This is a genomic window from Citreimonas salinaria (genome assembly GCF_900107235.1).
Classification (GTDB): Bacteria; Pseudomonadota; Alphaproteobacteria; order Rhodobacterales; family Rhodobacteraceae; genus Citreimonas; species Citreimonas salinaria.
In genome coordinates this window covers 121,303-139,143 of sequence record NZ_FNPF01000006.1, presented here as the reverse complement: position 1 = coordinate 139,143, position 17,841 = coordinate 121,303, and the positions used below count along the sequence as shown (strand labels likewise).

At 70.2% G+C, this 17,841-nt stretch carries 18 protein-coding genes; 4 read left to right on the top strand and 14 right to left on the bottom strand.

Annotated features, from left to right (window positions below; genetic code table 11):
• The first annotated feature begins 21 nt into the window (after positions 1–21).
• The gene (gene pdeM, locus BLW27_RS10045) at positions 22–714 is read left to right on the top strand and encodes a ligase-associated DNA damage response endonuclease PdeM (RefSeq protein WP_089882794.1); all 693 of its coding nucleotides are present in this window, start codon (positions 22–24) and stop codon (positions 712–714) included.
• Here the strand turns inward: pdeM and BLW27_RS10040 are convergent.
• Positions 707–982, bottom strand: coding sequence for a hypothetical protein (locus tag BLW27_RS10040; protein WP_089882792.1), 276 nt, complete (start codon positions 980–982; stop codon positions 707–709). The genes pdeM and BLW27_RS10040 overlap by 8 nt on opposite strands.
• 155 nt (positions 983–1,137) lie before the next feature.
• Between BLW27_RS10040 and BLW27_RS10035 the strand changes: the two genes are divergently transcribed.
• Positions 1,138–1,545: a PaaI family thioesterase gene (locus BLW27_RS10035; RefSeq protein ID WP_425429288.1), complete on the top strand. Its 408-nt coding sequence runs from the start codon at positions 1,138–1,140 to the stop codon at positions 1,543–1,545.
• A 21-nt stretch (positions 1,546–1,566) separates the two neighbouring features.
• On the opposite strand, the gene folD is transcribed toward BLW27_RS10035, so the two are convergent.
• Positions 1,567–2,460 (bottom strand): bifunctional methylenetetrahydrofolate dehydrogenase/methenyltetrahydrofolate cyclohydrolase FolD, encoded by an 894-nt coding sequence (gene folD, locus BLW27_RS10030; RefSeq protein ID WP_089882790.1) that lies wholly within the window; start codon positions 2,458–2,460, stop codon positions 1,567–1,569.
• Between the two features lie 115 nt (positions 2,461–2,575).
• Positions 2,576–4,252, bottom strand: coding sequence for a formate--tetrahydrofolate ligase (locus BLW27_RS10025; protein ID WP_089882788.1), 1,677 nt, complete (start codon positions 4,250–4,252; stop codon positions 2,576–2,578).
• Positions 4,253–4,467: 215 nt separating this feature from the next.
• Here BLW27_RS10025 and BLW27_RS10020 point away from each other — a divergent pair, with 215 nt between their 5' ends.
• Positions 4,468–5,268, top strand: a complete 801-nt coding sequence (locus BLW27_RS10020; protein ID WP_177177869.1) for an EF-hand domain-containing protein — start codon at positions 4,468–4,470, stop codon at positions 5,266–5,268.
• Here the strand turns inward: BLW27_RS10020 and BLW27_RS10015 are convergent.
• The 11 genes from BLW27_RS10015 to BLW27_RS09965 all read right to left on the bottom strand — a co-directional run bounded on the left by BLW27_RS10015 (position 5,250) and on the right by BLW27_RS09965 (position 16,774).
• Positions 5,250–5,918 (bottom strand): MOSC domain-containing protein, encoded by a 669-nt coding sequence (locus BLW27_RS10015; RefSeq protein WP_245710838.1) that lies wholly within the window; start codon positions 5,916–5,918, stop codon positions 5,250–5,252. The two genes, BLW27_RS10020 and BLW27_RS10015, sit on opposite strands and share 19 nt — an antisense overlap.
• A 140-nt stretch (positions 5,919–6,058) precedes the next feature.
• Positions 6,059–7,972, bottom strand: coding sequence for an ATP-dependent zinc metalloprotease FtsH (gene ftsH / locus BLW27_RS10010; RefSeq protein ID WP_089882783.1), 1,914 nt, complete (start codon positions 7,970–7,972; stop codon positions 6,059–6,061).
• A 70-nt stretch (positions 7,973–8,042) separates the two neighbouring features.
• A complete protein-coding gene (gene tilS / locus BLW27_RS10005; protein ID WP_089882781.1) occupies positions 8,043–9,374 on the bottom strand; it encodes a tRNA lysidine(34) synthetase TilS in 1,332 nt (443 codons plus the stop codon).
• Positions 9,375–9,405: 31 nt separating this feature from the next.
• Positions 9,406–10,239, bottom strand: coding sequence for a tol-pal system protein YbgF (gene ybgF, locus BLW27_RS10000; RefSeq protein ID WP_089882779.1), 834 nt, complete (start codon positions 10,237–10,239; stop codon positions 9,406–9,408).
• 4 nt (positions 10,240–10,243) lie between these two features.
• Positions 10,244–10,765 carry a peptidoglycan-associated lipoprotein Pal gene (gene pal / locus BLW27_RS09995; RefSeq protein ID WP_089882776.1) on the bottom strand — a complete coding sequence of 174 codons (522 nt, stop codon included), beginning with the start codon at positions 10,763–10,765 and terminating at the stop codon, positions 10,244–10,246.
• A 65-nt stretch (positions 10,766–10,830) separates the two neighbouring features.
• Positions 10,831–12,153, bottom strand: coding sequence for a Tol-Pal system beta propeller repeat protein TolB (gene tolB, locus BLW27_RS09990; RefSeq protein ID WP_089882774.1), 1,323 nt, complete (start codon positions 12,151–12,153; stop codon positions 10,831–10,833).
• A gap of 115 nt (positions 12,154–12,268) precedes the next feature.
• Positions 12,269–13,480 carry a hypothetical protein gene (locus BLW27_RS09985; protein ID WP_089882771.1) on the bottom strand — a complete coding sequence of 404 codons (1,212 nt, stop codon included), beginning with the start codon at positions 13,478–13,480 and terminating at the stop codon, positions 12,269–12,271.
• A 6-nt stretch (positions 13,481–13,486) separates the two neighbouring features.
• On the bottom strand, positions 13,487–13,975 hold the full coding sequence (tolR, locus tag BLW27_RS09980; protein WP_089882769.1) for a protein TolR: 489 nt from the start codon (positions 13,973–13,975) through the stop codon (positions 13,487–13,489).
• A 3-nt stretch (positions 13,976–13,978) separates the two neighbouring features.
• A complete protein-coding gene (gene tolQ / locus BLW27_RS09975) occupies positions 13,979–14,674 on the bottom strand; it encodes a protein TolQ (protein WP_089882766.1) in 696 nt (231 codons plus the stop codon).
• Between the two features lie 141 nt (positions 14,675–14,815).
• Positions 14,816–15,709 (bottom strand): DMT family transporter, encoded by an 894-nt coding sequence (locus tag BLW27_RS09970; protein ID WP_089882763.1) that lies wholly within the window; start codon positions 15,707–15,709, stop codon positions 14,816–14,818.
• Between the two features lie 15 nt (positions 15,710–15,724).
• Positions 15,725–16,774 carry an aldo/keto reductase gene (locus tag BLW27_RS09965; RefSeq protein WP_089882761.1) on the bottom strand — a complete coding sequence of 350 codons (1,050 nt, stop codon included), beginning with the start codon at positions 16,772–16,774 and terminating at the stop codon, positions 15,725–15,727.
• Positions 16,775–16,936: 162 nt separating this feature from the next.
• Between BLW27_RS09965 and BLW27_RS09960 the strand changes: the two genes are divergently transcribed.
• Positions 16,937–17,569 (top strand): ImuA family protein, encoded by a 633-nt coding sequence (locus BLW27_RS09960; protein WP_089882758.1) that lies wholly within the window; start codon positions 16,937–16,939, stop codon positions 17,567–17,569.
• Positions 17,570–17,841 lie beyond the last annotated feature (272 nt).

The following is a 17,841-nucleotide window of genomic DNA, read 5'->3' as shown; positions in this document are numbered from 1 at the left end:
CGTTGCGGCAAGGACCAAAGCATGAACTCCCATGCCTTCATCTTCCACGGCGAAAGGCTCTGCGCCCTGCCCTCGGGCGCGCTGCACTGGCCAGGCCTCTCGGTGCTTGTCGTGTCGGACCTGCATCTGGGCAAGGCCGCGCGCCTGTCCGCCGTGGGCGGCGCGGCCCTGCCGCCCTACGAGGCGCGCGAGACCCTGTCGAGGCTGTCGCACGACCTGGAGATCACGGGCGCGGGCCGCGTCATCTGTCTGGGCGACAGCTTCGACGCGGCGGGGCTCGACGTGCACCTGCCCGAGGACGACCTGATGTTCATCGCGCGCCTCCAGGCGGGGCGCGACTGGGACTGGATCGAGGGAAACCACGATCCGGGACCCGTGAGCCTTGGCGGAACGCATCGCGCCGACCTGTCGCTGGGGCCGCTCGTCTTCCGGCACATCGCCTCCGACGCGGCCGAAGGCGAGGTGTCGGGCCACTACCACCCCAAGGCGCGCTTCACCGCGCGCGGGCGCGCATTGTCGATGCCGTGTTTCCTGGTCGACGAGCGGCGGCTGGTCATGCCGGCCTACGGCGCCTATACGGGCGGGCTGTGGACCGACAGCGCGACGCTGTCGGCTCTCATGGGCAAGGGTGCGCAGGCAATCCTGACCGGCCGCCGTCCCTGCGCGATCCCGATGCCGCGCCGGGCCGGGATACGACCTCAGCCGGCTACCTGATCCGGCGCAGCGCGCAATGCAGCGCGAAGGGCGACGCGATCAGGACGGCAAGGCCCGTCATCTGCAGCCCGTTCAGCGGCTGCATCAGCCCGAATGTCAGCAGACCCGCGCCAACCGGTGCGATCAGCACCAGCACGAGGCCGACGGCCGAGGCGAAAGGCTGCCCCTTCGCCCAGCCCGGTGACGCCGGGCGGTGGTGCAGCCGATAGGCCCAGCCATAGAGAACAAGGGCCACCAGCAGCAGGCCCACACCCTCGTAGATATACATGGGATACTCCGTCCGGCGCCACGATCCGGTTCGTCCGACCTCGGACGAAACACCCGGTCGCGCGCCGCGCGTTTCGGAATATCGGGCGGCGCCGCAATCGGCGCAAGAGGCTCTGGACGCGATATTTCTCGCGCCGTAGCGTGGCCGTCATGGACATGGAAAAACGCGTTCGCGACAGCTTTGCCCGGCAATCGATGATGGACACGCTGGGCGCGAAGATCGCCAATGTCGCGCCCGGCGCGGTCGAGATCACGGCGCCGATCCTGCCCATCGCTCTGCAACAGCAGGGGTTCGGTCACGCAGGGTTGGCCTTCTCGCTCGGCGACACGGCGGCGGGGTATTCGGCGCTCAGCCTCATGCCCGAGGACCAGGAGGTGGTGACGGCCGAGATCCGCATCCACCTGCTGGCACCGGCGCGCGGCGACCAGCTGATCGCACGCGGAAAGGTGATCAAGCCCGGCCGCCGCCTTGTGGTGGTGCAGGCCGAGGTCTTCGCCCGCACCGGGGGCCGCGAGGTCCAAATCGCGCTGCTGACCGGCACGATGGTGCCGGTGCCGGCCTGACGACCCAGCCGGACCGGCGTGCTAGACGCCGAGCCCTTCCGGCTCGGGCAGGCCGTTGGCGCGGCAGCAGGCGGTCAGCGTGTTGGCCAGCAGGCAGGCGATGGTCATCGGTCCCACGCCACCCGGCACCGGCGTGATGGCACCGGCAATCGCAGAACAGCCCTCGTAATCCACGTCGCCCACCAGCCGCGTCTTGCCGTCGCCCGCGTCGACGCGGTTGATGCCCACGTCGATCACCGTGGCGCCGGGCTTGATCCAGTCGCCCTTGACCATCTCGGGCCGGCCCACGGCGGCGACGACGATGTCCGCCCGGCGCACAACGCCCGGCAGATCGCGGGTGCGCGAATGCGCGACGGTCACCGTGCAGCTTTCGCCCAGCAGAAGATGCGCCATCGGCTTGCCGACGATGTTGCTGCGCCCGATCACCACCGCCTCGAGACCCGACAGATCGCCCAGCGTCTCGCGCAGCATCAGCAGGCAGCCCAGCGGCGTGCAGGGCACCATCGCCTTCTGACCGGTGCCCAGCAGGCCCACGTTCGAGATGTGGAAGCCGTCGACATCCTTGGCCGGGTCGATCGTGCGGATCACCTTGGCCGAATCCATGTGGTCGGGCAGCGGAAGCTGCACCAGGATTCCGTGCACCGCCGGGTCGGCGTTCAGCCGCTCGACCAGCGCGAGCAGTTCGGCCTCGGCGACACCCACGTCCAGCTTGTGCTCGAAGCTTTGCATGCCGGCCTCGACGGTCATGCGGCCCTTGGACCGCACGTAGACCTGGCTGGCCGGATCCTCGCCCACCAGTACGACCGCCAGGCCGGGCGTGACGCCGTTCGCCTCGCGCAGTCGCGCCACGTTGTCGGCCACCGCCGCGCGGATGCGCGCTGCGTGCGCCTTGCCGTCGATCACCTTCGCCGTCATCTTTCGATCCCCTCGTGCCGTTTGGCTGCCACTATCACCCCGCCCGCCGCGTGCCCAGTGGGCCGGGGACGGCGGGCGGGGCGATGCCGCTTCAGCGGCGAGCGCCGTGTCGCCGTCAGAAAAGCCCCTCGATCTCGCCCGCCGCGTTGAGCCGGATCGACTGTGCCGCCGGCGCCTTGGGCAGGCCGGGCATGGTCATGATCTCGCCGCAGATCGCCACGACGAAACCCGCGCCGGCGGACAGCCGCACCTCGCGCACCGGGATGGTAAACCCCGTGGGCGCGCCGCGCAGCGTAGGATCTGTGGTAAAGGAATACTGCGTCTTGGCCATGCAGACGGGCAGGTCGCCATAGCCTTGGTCCTCCCAGTCCTTCAGCTGCGCGCGCAGCTTGCCATCCAGCACCACGCCGTCGGCGCGATAGATACGCGTGGCAATCGTCTCGATCTTGTCGGCAAGGCCCATCGCGTCGGGGTAGAGCGTGGCGAACTGCGCGGTGTCGGCATCGGCCAGCCGCGCCACCGCCTCGGCCAGCGGGGCCGAGCCTTCGCTGCCCAGCTCCCAATGCCGGCTCAGCACTGCCTCGGCGTCCTGCCCCTCGACGTAGTCCTTCACCGCCTGCACCTCGGCGTCGGTGTCGGTGACGAAGTGGTTGATCGCCACCACCACCGGCACGCCGAAGCCCTTCACGTTCTCGATGTGCCGGCCCAGGTTGGCGCATCCGGCCTTCACCGCCTCGACGTTCTCGGCGCCCAGGTCCGCACGCGCGACGCCGCCGTTCATCTTCATCGCCCGCACCGTGGCCACCACCACCACGACCGAAGGCGCGATGCCGGCCTTGCGGCACTTGATGTTCATGAACTTCTCGGCGCCCAGATCGGCGCCGAACCCGGCTTCGGTCACCACGAAGTCCGCCAGCTTCAACGCGGTCTTGGTGGCGATGACCGAGTTGCAGCCATGCGCGATGTTGGCGAAGGGTCCGCCATGCACAAAGGCGGGGTTGTTTTCCAGCGTCTGGACGAGGTTGGGCTGCATCGCGTCCTTCAGCAGGACGGTCATCGCCCCCTCGGCGCCGATGTCGCGGCAATAGACCGGCGTCTTGTCGCGGCGATAGGCGACGATCATCGCGCCAAGCCGTTCCTCGAGGTCCTTCAGGTCGCGCGCCAGGCACAGGATCGCCATGACCTCGGAGGCGACGGTGATGTCGAACCCGGTCTCGCGCGGGAAGCCGTTGGCCACGCCACCCAAGGATGCCGTGATCTGGCGCAGCGCACGGTCGTTCATGTCCACCACGCGGCGCCAGACGACGCGGCGGATGTCGATGTCCAGTTCGTTGCCCCAGTAGATGTGGTTGTCGATCATCGCCGCCAGCAGCGAGTGCGCGCTTGTGATGGCGTGGAAATCGCCGGTGAAGTGCAGGTTCATGTCCTCCATCGGGACGACCTGCGCCAAGCCGCCGCCCGCGGCGCCACCCTTCATGCCGAAATTCGGGCCCAGCGAGGCCTCGCGGATGCAGACCACCGCGTTGCGGCCGATCCGGTTGAGGCCGTCGCCCAGGCCCACGGTCGTCGTGGTCTTGCCCTCGCCCGCGGGCGTGGGGTTCACGGCCGTGACCAGCACCAGCTTGCCGTCGGGGCGATCCTTCAGACCGTCGATGAAGCCCTGCCCGACCTTGGCCTTGTCGTGCCCGTAGGGCAGCAGGTGTTCGGGCGGGATGCCCAGGGCAGCGCCGATCTCCTGGATGGGTTTCTTCTTCGCGGCGCGCGCGATCTCGATATCGGTCCTGAAGGCCACGTCTGTCTCCCCTTCAACGCGGTTGCGTGCACAGCATTAGCGGGCCCGCACGCCGAAGGGCAGCGTCATTGCGACAAAACGCAGGTCTGTTGCGGCTTGCCTGCAACGACGGCCGCGCGCGGCGCTTGGGAACACCAGCCCCGGATCTACGTTGCCAGCGTGCGGGAAGGCGCGAGCCGATGCCCGCGCTCACTGGATATGACAGGAGGTCCCAGATGAAGACCACCCTTATCACCACCACCGCCCTGATGGCCCTTGCCACCGGTGTGGCCGCCGAGCAGCACTCCGGCGATGCTTCGGCCGACCAGGCCGCCGCGAACCAGACGGGCTCGATCTGCGAAACCGGCTTTGCCAGCTACGACCAGAACGGCGACGGCGAACTCGGGACGGACGAGCTCGACGCTGTCGCCCGCGCGTCCTTCCGCGAGATGGACGCCGATGGCGATGGCGCGCTGACGAAGCAGGAGTACGCGGATTGCGCGAACGTCATGGCCGGCACGCAAAGCATGGAAAGCGACCGGTCGGCCGAGAACATGGCCGAATACGACACCGACAGCGACGACGTCCTCACGCAGCAGGAATTCATGCAGGCCTCGGCGGATTCCTACAATGCGATGACGGACGATCCGAATGCGGAGACCGACATCACGCGCCTGACGTTCTGGCCCGTCTCGACGACGCCCGGCGCCTGGATCGACATGAGCGTCGACGAGGCCGCGGGTCGGACGATGATGCTGTTCGTCTCGCTCGACGCCGACAACAGCGGCACGATCGCTCGCGACGAATGGGCGGTCACGCAGGTGCCGCTGGCCGACCGTAGCGAGGCCGCGAACATGCGCTTCGACGAGACCGACGCCGACCGCTCGGGCGACGTGTCCGAGGACGAGTACAGCGGCATGATTCAGGAACGCGGTCAGGCTGCGCAGGAGCAGGCGGCGGAAGATTACGAGATGCCGACCAACACGCTGACTCCGGACGAGCCGGCGGTGTACTACACCTATCCCAGCACGATGTGATCAGGGCCATCGGCCCCGGCACTTTCGACCCCGGCCACTGCGCCGGGGTCTTTTCGTCTCGCGGGGGTCGCCTCTCCCCGCCAGGCCCGCTGGTCGGGCACGAACAGGCGCAGCGAGTCGCCGACGGACAGGCGGCCGGGTCGCTCGACCCAGGCGGTCACGCCCCGCAGCCCCTCGGCCGCGCGCTTGAACCGCTTGCCGGCACCCGGGTGGACGCCTTCGATCTCGCGCCCGGGCAGGACGCAGGGGCGGTTCATCATGTCCACGACAAGGCAGGCGCCGTCCGGTCCCTGAAGGCGGGCCGAGGGCGGCAGGTGCGAGAAATCTGGCAGGCCGCGCACCACCATTGTCGCACCCAGCAAGGCAGGGTTCAGCGTTGCCAGGCCCATCGCGGCGGCGATAACGCCCAGTTCCTCGACCGAGACGATGGAGACCTGCCGGGTATTGGCGATCTCGGTGCCGCGCCGGTACTGCGCCGCGACGCGCGAACAAGCGCCCCGGGTCCACCCCGAATGCCGTTCGCCTGCCGGCCCACCCCAGTCCAGATCCAGCGTCTCGCTCGGCTCCGAGCAGAGCCCGGTGCCGGGAACGGGGACGCGGCCAAGCCACGTGATGGTCGCGAGATGGTCGATGGCCCTGAGCGCTGGCATGAGAAATCTCCGGTTGCGGTCCCTTGGTGGCGCGGAATTGCGCATGAGGCAAGCGCGGGCCGCGCCGGCCGGCGCCCAAAGCAAAACCCCCGGAACCTTTCCAGGTCCCGGGGTCCGGTTCGTCTTCGCGATGTCCGTGCTCAGGTCGACGGTTCGGGCTCGAGGCCGCCGTCGGATTTCGGCTTTGGCTTGGTCTTGGGAATCGCGGTGAAGCTGGGCTTGTTCTCGACCTCGCCGGCGCCGCCCTCGTCGTCGCCGGAGGTGGGGGGCTCGCCCCGCATGACGCGCTTGATCTCTTCGCCGGTCAGCGTCTCGTATTCCAGCAGGCCCTGCGCCAGGCGCTCCCACTCCTCCTTGCGCTCGGTCAGGATCTGGAACGCGCGATCGTAGGCTTCGGAGATGAAGCGGCGCACCTCGTCCTCGATCATCTCCTTCGTGTGGGCGCTGACCGACAGGCCGGCGGTGTTACCGGAATAGCTCTCGGCCGCCTCGCGGTAGTCGATGTTGCCAACCTTATCGGACATGCCCCATTGCAGGACCATCGCACGGGCCAGAGCGCTGGCCTGCTGGATGTCGCCCGCCGGGCCGTTCGAGACCATGTTGTCGCCGTACTTGATGATCTCGGCCGCCTTGCCCGCCATGGTCATGGCCAGCTTCTGCTCGCACTCTTCCTTGTGCCAGTTCAGGCGGTCGATCTCGGGTAGCGACACGACCATGCCAAGCGCGCCGCCGCGCGGGATGATCGTCGCCTTGTAGACCGGATCGCACTGGGGCAGCGACAGGCCGACGACGGCGTGACCGGCCTCGTGATAGGCGGTCTTTTCCTTCTGGTCGTCGGTCAGGACCATGCTGCGGCGCTCGGACCCCATCATGACCTTGTCCTTGGCGTTCTCGAAATCCTCCATCGTCACGAAGCGCCGGCCGACGCGCGCGGCCATCAGCGCCGCCTCGTTCACGAGGTTGGCGAGGTCCGCGCCGGAAAAGCCCGGCGTGCCGCGCGCGATGATGCGCAAGTCGACGTTGGGACCAAGGGGTGTCTTGCGGGCATGCACGCCCAAGATCTTCTCGCGGCCCTTGATGTCGGGGTTGGGCACGGTGACCTGACGGTCGAAGCGGCCCGGACGCAGCAGCGCGGGGTCCAGAACGTCGCGGCGGTTGGTGGCGGCGACGATGATGACGCCTTCGTTTGCCTCGAACCCGTCCATCTCGACCAGAAGCTGGTTCAGCGTCTGCTCGCGCTCGTCGTTGCCGCCGCCGTAGCCCTGGCCACGGGCGCGGCCCACGGCGTCGATCTCGTCGATGAAGACGATGCAGGGCGCGTTCTTCTTGGCCTGTTCGAACATGTCGCGCACGCGGGATGCGCCGACGCCCACGAACATCTCGACGAAGTCCGACCCCGAGATGGTGAAGAACGGCACGCCGGCCTCGCCCGCGATGGCGCGCGCGAGCAGCGTCTTACCGGTACCCGGAGGGCCGACCAGCAGCGCGCCCTTGGGGATCTTGCCGCCGAGACGGCTGAACTTCTGCGGGTTGCGCAGGAATTCGACGATCTCTTCCAGCTCTTCCTTGGCCTCGTCGATGCCGGCGACCTCGTCGAAGGTGACGCGGCCGTGCTTCTCGGTCAGCAGCTTGGCCTTGGACTTGCCGAAGCCCATGGCGCCGCCCTTGCCGCCGCCCTGCATGCGGTTCATGAAGTAGATCCAGACCCCGATCAGAAGCAGGAAGGGCAACAGGCTCAGCAGGAACGCCTGGAAGCCGGACTGCTCCTGCTGTTCGGCGCGCAGCGGAACGTCGTTCTCGATCAGCAGGTTGGTCACGCCGGCATCGCGCGGGATCACGGTCACGTAATCCTGCCCCTCGTCGGTGCGGAACCGCACTTCCTCGCCATCGATCGTGGCCGAAGACACGGAACCCTCCTCGACGGACGAGACGAATTCGGAATAGCTCATCTCGCGGCTCTGAAGCGTGCCGCCCCCGCCCGAGAACAGGTTGAAGAGCGCTAGGATCAGAAGGAACAGGACGACCCAGAAGGCGATGTTGCGAGCGTTGCCCAAGGCATTCTCCTTGCATGACGTGAGGCCGGGCTTCGGCGTTTGCTAGAACATAGACATTGGCTGCCCCGGTTCAATGTGAATCAAGGAAAGCCGACAGCGTAAGACCGGGCCGCCCCGTGGGGCACAACGTCGCGCGCGCGGCGCCGAAGCCCAGCGGCGGGCAGGAAAGCAGCCTGTCGCCATGCCAAAGCGCCGGCAGCGGGCGGGCCGCGGCGAAGGCGGTGCCCGCGGGCCTGCCGGGCAGCTGCGCCCAGCCCGCGTCGCCCAGCGCACGGATCGTCAGGCCGGCGGCGTCCTCCGCGGCTTCGACGCGCCAGCGGCCGTCCCAGAGACCGTTTGCAGGGTCGGACGACAGGTCGCGCACCGCCTCGTATTCGCGGAACAGGTGAAGGCGGTCGCGCAGCACGCGCGCCTCGACGCCGTGCAACGTGCCGCCGCCGCCGCCCAGCAGCCGGTCGAGCAGCGACCCGAGCGGCGCCGCGCGCGGGCGATATTCCGCGCCCGAGATGAATTGCAGCGCCGCCGCGAGAAGCCGCAGCTGCGTGTCGCGTTCCGTGGCGGCAAAGCCGTCGCGGTCGAACAGGATGTCGCCGGTTCCCGCTCCGGTCACCGGATCGCTGCCTTCGTGCCCGATCTCGTGCCACACTGCCCGCGCCCGCGCAGCCAAGGCCTGGCGCGCTCGCGCCATCCGCCCGGCCGTCGCGGCCAGCGAGTCGGCGCCCAGCCCCTCGTCCTCGAGCAGCGCCAGCAGCCGGCGCATCCGAACGCGGTCGTAGCCGGGATCGTCGTTCGAGGGATCCTCGACCCAGGTGCCTTTCAGGCTGCGCAGGTAGTGCCGCAGCTCGGCGCGTTTCATGTCCAGACAGGGGCGGAGGATGTCGAACCCGTCGCGCGCCGCAGCGTCCTCGGGCGCGACCGGTCGCGGTGGCAGCGCGCCGTCGTAATCCGCGGGTGTCGCGCGCTCGACAAGCGGCCGGACCCGGCGCATCGCCGCCATGGCCGACAGCCCCTCGACCCCCGACCCGCGCGCCAACCGCATCAGGAACGTCTCGGCGACGTCGTCGCGGGTATGCGCCATCAGCACGTGCCGCAAAGCGCCGCGCCACGCGCCGATCAGCTCCAGCCGGCCCCGCCGGGCAGCATCCATCTTGTTGCCGGTGCCGTCCCAGTGCCAGCGCAGCGTGGCCTGCGGCCAACCCAGCGCGGCACACTCGCGGGCGACCATCGCCGCCTCGTCCGCGCTTTCGGGGCGCAATCGGTGATCGACGGTAACGACCCACAGCCGCACACCCCACGCCCGCGTCCAGTTATGCGCCAGCGTCAGCATCGCCATGCTGTCGCCCCCGCCGGACACCGCGAGTCCGATATCGGCGGGGAAATCAGGCCCCAGCAGGTCGCCCATAGCCTCGGCGAAACGCCGGTCGAGGCTCACGTCACTGGCAGGCGAGCGCCGCCCGGCTCTCGCGGGCGCGCGCGGCGTAGTCCGACGCCGGGTAGCGCGCGCTCACCTCGTCCAGCGTGACGCAGGCCTCGGCCGCGCTGCCTAGGTCGCCCAGCGCCTCGCCCAGCCGCCACAACGCCTCAGGGGCGACCGGGGAGTCGGGGTAGTCGGAATAGGCGCGCAGGAACCGGCGCGCGGCCTCGCGCGTGTCGCCGGCGCCGTCCAGCGCGCGCCCCTCGCCCACCAGCGCCGCAGCTTCCAGCGGGCCTTGCGGATAGGTCTCGCGGAACTGCGCGAAAAGCTGCGCGGCACCGGCATAGTCGCCGGCGTCGATCGCCTGCTGGGCCGCGACGAAATCGGCCTCTTCGCTGACAGCCAGTTCACCCGCGCCCTGCGGCAGCGAGTCGGTGGCCACCGCGGGCACGCCCTGCGGCGCGGGGGCGGGCGGCACGGCGTCGCCGCCCAGGCGCGGCGTCTCGCCCAGGCTGCCGATGTCGCAGCCGGGCTCGAGCTCGCACAGGCGGAAGTCGAGGTCGCCCAGGCGGTTGGTGCCGTTCTCGACCACCTGCGCGATGCGGAACTCGAGCTCTTCGGCCTTGGCCGTGATGCGCCCCAGCTCCTCCTCGATCGCGGCGATGCGGTCCAGCGCGCTGGCCGGAAGCTGCATGTCGCTGACACCGGTGGTGTTCAGCTCCTGCTTGAGGCGCTGAAGCTCCACATACAGCACGGACATGTCCTGCTTGATGTCGGCCAGCGTCTCGGCCTGCTGGGCCGCGCCGGGCAGCGCGGCAAGCGCAAGCCCGGCGGCCAGGATCAACCCCCGCATTCCGTCAGCTCGTCAGGCTGCCGGCGGCCAGCACCGTCACGGCGCGGCGGTTCTTCGCGTAGCAGCTCTCGACCGAGCAGATCTCGACCGGGCGTTCCTTGCCGTAGGACACGAAGCGCAGGCGGTTCTCGGCGATCCCGCGCGAGATCAGGTATTCCATCACGGCGTTGGCCCGCCGCGCGCCCAGCGCGAGGTTGTATTCGCGGGTGCCCTGCTCGTCGGCGTGACCCTCGATAACCGCGTCGTAGTCCGAGTTCCGCTGCAGCCAGGCGACCTGCCCGTCCAGCGTGGCCTGCGCCTCGGGCGACAGCGACGACTGGTCGACGGCGAACAGCACGCGGTCGCCGACATTCTGCTGGAAGTACGCGGGCGAAGCCGGATCGGCCGCGCCGCCCGCTCCCATGCCGGCGCCCGCGCCCATGCCGCCGCCGGCACCCGCGCCGCCGGGACCGAACCGGTCGGGACCGGAACAGGCCGCGAGGCCAAGTGCTGCAACCACGATGATGGCTTTGTGAATATGCTTCATTCTGTTCGTCCTGCCTGTATGTCGCGGCCATTCTAGCACGGCGCGCGGGATGATGGAATCGCTGGTCACTGCAGCGGGCCCCAGCTGGGGTCGGACGCGCCCGAGGGCGTGCGGACCTGCTGCAGGTTGCGCCCAGAGACGTCGACCGAATAGAGCGACGAGGAACCCTGTTCGCCCTGCGTCTCGCGCGCGAACATGATGACGCGGCCGCCCGGCGCCCAGGTCGGGCTTTCGTCCAGGAACGACGCGGTCAGCAGCCGCTCTTCGGAGCCGTCGGTGCGCATCACGCCGATGTGGAAACGCCCGGCGTTCTGCTTGGTGAAGGCGATCATGTCGCCGCGCGGCGACCAGACCGGCGTGCCATAGCGGCCCTGCCCGAAGCTGATCCGCGTGGCCTCGCCGCCCGAGGCGGGCATCACGTAAAGCTGCTGCGTGCCCGAGCGGTCGGACTCGAACACGATCCGGCTGCCGTCGGGCGAAAAGCCCGGCGCGGTCTCGATCGACGGGGCGTCGGTCAGGCGGCGGATCTGGCCGCTCGACAGGCTCATCGAATAGATGTCCGTGTTCGACCCTTGCGTGGTCGAATAGATCACCGTGTTACCGTCGGGCGAGAAGCGCGGCGCGAAGCTCATGACGCCATCGGTCGTGGGCAGCATCTGCGACGATGCCGTGCCGACCTGCAGGACGCGCACGCGCGGCTCGCCGGTCTGGTAGCTGGTGTAGAGCACGCGGCTGCCATCGGGCGAGAAGCGCGGGGCCAGCACGATTGAGCCGCCGTCGGTCAGGTACTGCACGTTGGCACCGTCGTAATCCATGATCGCCAGCCGCTTCTGGCGGGCATCCTTGGGGCCGGTCTCGGACACGAAGACGACGCGGCTGTCGAAATAGGGCTGCTCGCCCGTCAGGCGCGAATACACCTGGTCGGCGACCTTGTGCGCCAGGCGCCGCACGCCGCTCTGGTCGGCGGCGAACTGCATGCCGTCGCCCAGTTCGGTCCCGGCGAAGACGTCCCACAGCCGGAACTTGACGATCACGCGCCCCGACGGATCGGTCGAGACCGCGCCGGTGATCAGCGCCTGGGCGTTGACCGCCCGCCAGTCCGCGAAAGAGACCGGCGCGGCGAAATTCGACACGCGCGAGATATGCGCGTCGCGCGGGATCTCGCGGAACAGGCCCGTGCCGACGAGGTCGGCGGCGATGACGCGACTGATCTCCTCGGCCAGCGCCTCGGCGCCGGGCGTCTCGGCAACGAAGGTCGGCGCGGCGAAGGGCAGCGGCTCGATCACGCCCTCGGTGATCTCGATCCGCAGAGGGCCGTCCTGCGCGGTGGCGGCGACGGGCGCAAGCCAGCAGGACAGGGCGACGAGCAGGGACAGGAACGCTCTCATGCGAGGTCTCCTTCTGGATGGCGTGGCTGAGACCACGTTGGGGGCGAACGATATGCAATAACCGGCGCGGCGGGCCGAGGATCGCGCAGCGGTTTCGGACGGGACGGCGCAGTGATCATCGGGTGCGCATCTGTTCCGGGTTGAAGGTCATCTCGACCGTTTTCCACTGGTCATACTTGTCGGAAGGCAGATCGAAGCCGTTCTGTTCCGCAGCGCAGCGCAGGATCGCGCGGCGCGCGGCGGCATAGGCGGCGTCGGCCGCCGCACCCGACCCGCCGGTGGAGTCGAGCAGCCGCACGCTGCCCTCGACCGGCCGGCCGTCGGGCTGCAGGTCGAAGCCGACGACGACGGTCACGCTGGCGGCTTGGCTGCCCACGTCGACGACCCAGCAGCGCTGCACCGCCAGGCGCAGCCCCTCGCGCTCGCCGGGCGTCAGCGGCGGGCCGGCGGGCGCCTGCGGCGCGGCATCGGCGCCCTGCCCGCCCGACATGGCCTCGGCCAAGGCGGCGGCGATGTCGTCCGACGGCACCTCCTGCGGCGCGGGTTCGGGCTCAGGTTCGGGCGCGGGCTCCGGTTCGGGTGCCGCCTCGGGCTCCGGTTCCGGTTCGCGTTCGGGCGCAGGCTCGGGCTCCGGCTCCGGCTCCGGCTGGACGGCCGCGACCTGGCGCTCGGGCCGGGCCAGCGGGCGGACGGATGCGCTCGGCGCCGCGGCCGGGCGCTCGGCCTCGGTCACGATCTCGGTGGTGGCTTCCTCGGGCGCGGTCGATTCCTGCTCGGCCTCGGCGGTGTCGGGGCTTTCCGCCTCGGGGTCGGCGGCCTGCTGCACCTCCTCGTCCGGCGCGGCCTCGGGCGGCGGCGGGGCCACGGCCTCGGGAGCGACGCGCGGCGCGGCGCGCGGCGTCGGCGGCAGATCGCTCTCGGGGGCGGCCACCTCGGGCGCGGCGGGCGGCGCGGGCAAGGGTTCGGGCGGCGCGTCCTGCACCTCGGCCACCGGCGGCGCGGGTGCCGGCGGCTCGGCCGGTTGTGTATCCGGCTGCGCGTCCGGCGTGGGCGCCGGCGGCTCGGGCCGCGCGGGCGGGCGGGTGTCCGAAGGCGTCGGCGGCGACGGCGGAGCCGGCGTCTCTTCGGGTGCTTCGAGTGCGGCGGGCGCGGGTTCGGTCTGCGGGCCGTCTTGCGGCGCGGTCAGCGCGGCGAACTCGGCTTCCGAAATCACCGAGACGTCCGCGACGGTCATCTCGGGCGGATCCGGGCGGAACACCGGCCCCAGCAGCAGCCAAAGCGCCAGCAGGCCGTGCGCCCCGGCGGATATGTTGAACCCGCGCGACATGATCGGTCAGTTGCCCGTCCCGCCACGCGCACCGTCCAGCGCCGGGCCGCCCACGTCCGTCACCAGCCCGATGGACGAGAATCCGCCCGCGTTCAGCGCGCCCATCACCTGCGCGACCGTCTCGTAGGGCACGGCGCCGTCGGCGCGCAGGAAGACCCGGTCGTCGGCGCGTTCGGCCGCGATGGCGCGCAGGCGCGGGATCAGGTCGTCGCGCGCGATCTCGGTGCTTTGCAGCGTTACGCCGCCCGACGCGTCGATGGTGACGGTCAGCGGCTCCTCGGTCTCGGACGGCAGGGCCTGCGCGGCGGTGCGCGGCAACTCGACCGGCACGCCCACCGTCAGCAGGGGCGCGGCGACCATGAAGATGATCAGAAGCACCATCATCACGTCCACGAAAGGCGTGACGTTGATCTCGGCCATGGGCCGCGCGCGGCCGCGGCGGCCCCGGCGGCGCTGCGGCCCGCTGCCCTGCGATTGCGTGACGCCTGCCCCCATGGATCAGCCGTCCAGCTGGCGCGACAGGATGGTCGCGAATTCGTCGGCGAAGGACTCGTAGCCGCCGACGATCCGGTCGCTGTCGGCCGAAAGCTTGTTGTAGAAGATCACCGCGGGGATCGCCGCCAGCAGGCCCAACCCGGTGGCCAGCAGCGCCTCGGCGATGCCGGGCGCCACGACCACGAGCGAAGTGTTCTGCTGCTGCGCGATCTCGACGAAGGCGTGCATGATGCCCCAGACCGTGCCGAACAGGCCGACGAACGGGGCGGTCGAGCCGATCGTCGCCAGCACGGTCAGGTTGCGCTGCAGGCCCTCGGCCTCTTTCTGGATGGCCACGTCCATCGACCGGTCGATGCGCGGCTGCGCACCCGGAATCAAGCGGCCGTCCTCGCGGTGGCTGCGCTGCCATTCCAGCATTCCGGCGGCGAAGATGCGCGCCGCCCGTCCGTCCGGGTCGGGGCCGATCTTGTCGAACAGTTCGTCCAGCGGCTCGCCCGACCAGAAGGCCGCGTCGAACCGGGCGGCCTCGCGCTTCGCGCGGCGGTAGGCCACCATCTTGTCGATGAAGATCGCCCAGGCCCAGACCGAGGCCGCGATCAGCAGCAGCATCACCAGCTTGACCGTAAGCGTCGCGCGCCCGAAGAGCCCCCACATGGAGAAATCGATCTCCTGCGCGAGAGCGAGAGTTTCCGCTTCCATTTGACCTGCTCTTCCGCCTGCGCCCGTCTGTGCGGGCTTGTTGGCAGCGTTGTTAACCCAAATCCATGCTGCGATCCATCACATTGGCGGCATTCCGCCACGGCTGCGGCCTTTGCGCGGTTTGCCGCCTGCGGCGATCGTCTAGGTGGCCAGCACCAGGATCAGCACCGACGCGCCGACCAGCACGCAGCCGGCCAGCTCGCGGCGGCTGACGGTCTCGTGGAAGATCAGGACCGAGGCCGCCAGCGACAGAAGCAGCTCGACCTGCCCCACCGCGTAGACCAGCGCCGCGGCCTGAAGCGTGAAGGCGGTGAACCAGCACCACGAGCCCGCCATCGATGTCAGGCCGAGCCACGCGGCGCGGCGCCGCGCGCGCCAGACGGCAGTGACGTCGCCCGGACTGGCAAGCCGCAGCCAGAGCGCCATCGCCGCCGTCTGCGACGCGGTGACCACCGTCAGCGTCAGCCCCGCGCGCAGCAGCGCATCGTCGCTGGGCACCGACAGCGTCGCCGCGCGATACCCCACGCCGGCGACCGCGAAGAAGAACCCCGAGCCCAGACCCAGCGCCACCGCGCCCGCGTCGAAGCGGCGAAGCGCCCCGGCCGGCGCCTCGGACAGCAGCAGCACGCCCACCAGGCCCAGCCCGATCGCCGCCCAGCCCGCGGCGGGAATCGTATCACCCAGCAGCGCGAGGCCCAGCAGCGCGGTCTGGACGACCTCGGTCTTCTTCAGCGTGACGCCGGTTGCGAAATTGCGCCGCGCGAACAGCCGGACCAGCAGGATCGTGGCCAGGATCTGCCCCAGACCGCCCAGCACCACCCATCCCATGAAGCCCGGGTCGGGCACCGGCGGCAGCACCCCGCGCAGCGCCAGGTAGACGACCAGCACCACCGCCGCGCCCGGCGCCGCATAGGCGAAGCGCGCGAAGGTGCTGGCGGTGGCGCTCAGCCCGCCGGCGGCAAGCTGCTTGTGCAGCACGAAGCGCAGGGTCTGGATCGTGGCCGCCGCCAGCGTCGCGAGAACCCAGATCTCCACCGCCGCCGATCCCGCCTAGTACGGCATCGGGTGCTGCTTGTGCACCGCGTCGATGCGCTCCAGCAGCTCCTCGCTCAGCCGCAGGTCGATCGCGCCCAGCGCGCGGTCCAGCTGCTCCAACGTCGTCGCGCCGAAGATCGACGACGCGACGAACGGCCGCTGCACCGTGAAAGCGAGCGCCATGTGCACCGGGTCGATGTCGAACTCGCGCGCAAGCGCGAGGTAGGCGTCGACGGCGGCAAAGGCGCGCTCGGTCTTGCGCCCGCCCAGGTCGCCGTTGATCGCCATCCGCGACCCCTCGGGCACCGCGCCGTCCTGGTACTTGCCCGACAGCAGCCCGGCCGCCAGCGGCGAGAACGGCAGCAGGCCCACGTCCTCGTAATGCATCAGTTCGGCCAGGTCGGTATCGGCCATCCGGCACAGCAGCGAGTATTCGTTCTGGATTGTGGCGACGCGCGGCCCGCCGACGCGGTCGGCCTCCCGCAGCCACTGCATCGTGCCCCAGGCGGAATCGTTGGACAGGCCGAAGGCGCGGATCGTGCCGCGCTCGACCTCGCGGGTCAGCGCGCCCAGGCAATCCTCGATGTCCTGGATCACGTCGGCGCGCGAATAGGACGACGCGGTCGGATCGTAGCGCCAGTTCTTGCGGAACATGAAGCTGCCGCGGTTGGGCCAGTGGAACTGGTAGAGGTCGATGTGGTCGGCCTGCAGACGTTTCAACGAACTTTCCACGGCGCCGGGGATGGTGTCCGAGGTGATCGGCGCGCCGTCGCGCACGGCGGCCAGCCCCTCGCCCGAATGCTTGGTGGCGACGATCCACTCGTTGCGCCGGCCGGTCTTCGCGAACCAGTTGCCCAGGATCTGTTCGGTCAGGCCGATGGTCTCCTTCTTCACCGGGTTGACCGGGTACATCTCGGCCGCGTCCATGAAGTTGATGCCCGCGTCGCGCGCCCGGTCGATCTGGGCGTGGGCGGTGGCCTCGTCGGTCTGGCTGCCGAAGGTCATGGTGCCCAGGCAGTATTCGGTGACGGTGATGTCGGTCCGGCCAAGCTGGTTCGTCTTCATCTCGGGGTCCCCTCGCTCTTTGAGGCGCTTCGTGCCTGCAGCGGGCCGGACGGGCAAGGCCAAAGCGCGCGGGCGGGCCCGTGGCGCGGCCCTGCCCGATATTTCGGCGCAGCGGCGGCAGGAATCACTTGAGAACATAAAGCGAACATATATCCTGCCCGCATGTCCGTTCTCGATCCTCGCCTGGGCCGCCACGGCCACCGCCCGGCCCCTTCCCTGTCGCTCTGGGACGACACGCTCCGGCTTGCGCTGGCCCGCGTGCACGAGGTGTGCGGCACCGCGCGGCGCACGCTGGCGCTGCGCATCGCCGCCGCGGCCGGCGGCCCCGTGCTGTGGATCGCGCCGGCGCGCAGCACGGCCTCGCTCAACCCCTCGGGCATGGCCGGGATGCTGGCGCCGCGCGACGTGCTGTTCGTCACGGCCGACCGCCCCGCCGACATGCTCTGGGCGATGGAGGAGACGCTGCGCAGCGGGGCGGCATCGGTGGCGATCGCCGATCTGTCCGACCCGCCGGCCATGACCCCGGTGCGCCGCCTGCACCTGGCGGCCGAGGCCGGGGCCGGGACCGGCCCTTGCCGCCCCCTCGGGCTGATCCTGACGCCGGGGGCGGGTGGTGCCCCGGGGGTCGAGACGCGCTGGCGGATGGACCCCGCGCATCTGCCGGGCCATGACCGATGGCGGCTGGAACGCCTGCACGCGCGGATGGCCCCGCCGCGGGCCTGGACGATCGAGGAAAGGCCGGCGCATGACGCCGAGGCAGGCACGCCGGCCCCCGCCGCCTGGCTTCGCGTCTAACGGAAAAGGGGGCTCCGCCCCCGGCCCTGCGGGCCTCCCCCGGGATATTTCAGGACCAAAGAAGCCACGAGGCCGCGTCACCTCTTCCGATCGAAGCAGCCGCCGTCGACATCCGGCGCCACGCGCCCTGGCGCGACGGGGCGGGTGGGTGGGCGTCGTGCCAGGGCGCGTGGCGCCGCAGGACCGACATACACCGAAGAAGCAAGCCTTTTCCCGGTGGCAGCGGCCCACGCCATCCGCTACATGCTGCGCGAACCGAAGAAGGGACACGC

Coding starts and splice junctions, on each gene's coding strand:
- pdeM (WP_089882794.1), top strand. CDS start 22: ATGAACTCCCATGCCTTCATCTTCCACGGCGAAAGGCTCTGCGCCCTG.
- BLW27_RS10040 (WP_089882792.1), bottom strand. CDS start 982: ATGTATATCTACGAGGGTGTGGGCCTGCTGCTGGTGGCCCTTGTTCTC.
- BLW27_RS10035 (WP_425429288.1), top strand. CDS start 1,138: ATGGAAAAACGCGTTCGCGACAGCTTTGCCCGGCAATCGATGATGGAC.
- folD (WP_089882790.1), bottom strand. CDS start 2,460: ATGACGGCGAAGGTGATCGACGGCAAGGCGCACGCAGCGCGCATCCGC.
- BLW27_RS10020 (WP_177177869.1), top strand. CDS start 4,468: ATGAAGACCACCCTTATCACCACCACCGCCCTGATGGCCCTTGCCACC.
- BLW27_RS10015 (WP_245710838.1), bottom strand. CDS start 5,918: ATGCCAGCGCTCAGGGCCATCGACCATCTCGCGACCATCACGTGGCTT.
- tilS (WP_089882781.1), bottom strand. CDS start 9,374: ATGGGCGACCTGCTGGGGCCTGATTTCCCCGCCGATATCGGACTCGCG.
- ybgF (WP_089882779.1), bottom strand. CDS start 10,239: ATGCGGGGGTTGATCCTGGCCGCCGGGCTTGCGCTTGCCGCGCTGCCC.
- pal (WP_089882776.1), bottom strand. CDS start 10,765: ATGAAGCATATTCACAAAGCCATCATCGTGGTTGCAGCACTTGGCCTC.
- tolB (WP_089882774.1), bottom strand. CDS start 12,153: ATGAGAGCGTTCCTGTCCCTGCTCGTCGCCCTGTCCTGCTGGCTTGCG.
- BLW27_RS09985 (WP_089882771.1), bottom strand. CDS start 13,480: ATGTCGCGCGGGTTCAACATATCCGCCGGGGCGCACGGCCTGCTGGCG.
- tolR (WP_089882769.1), bottom strand. CDS start 13,975: ATGGGGGCAGGCGTCACGCAATCGCAGGGCAGCGGGCCGCAGCGCCGC.
- tolQ (WP_089882766.1), bottom strand. CDS start 14,674: ATGGAAGCGGAAACTCTCGCTCTCGCGCAGGAGATCGATTTCTCCATG.
- BLW27_RS09965 (WP_089882761.1), bottom strand. CDS start 16,774: ATGAAGACGAACCAGCTTGGCCGGACCGACATCACCGTCACCGAATAC.
- BLW27_RS09960 (WP_089882758.1), top strand. CDS start 16,937: ATGTCCGTTCTCGATCCTCGCCTGGGCCGCCACGGCCACCGCCCGGCC.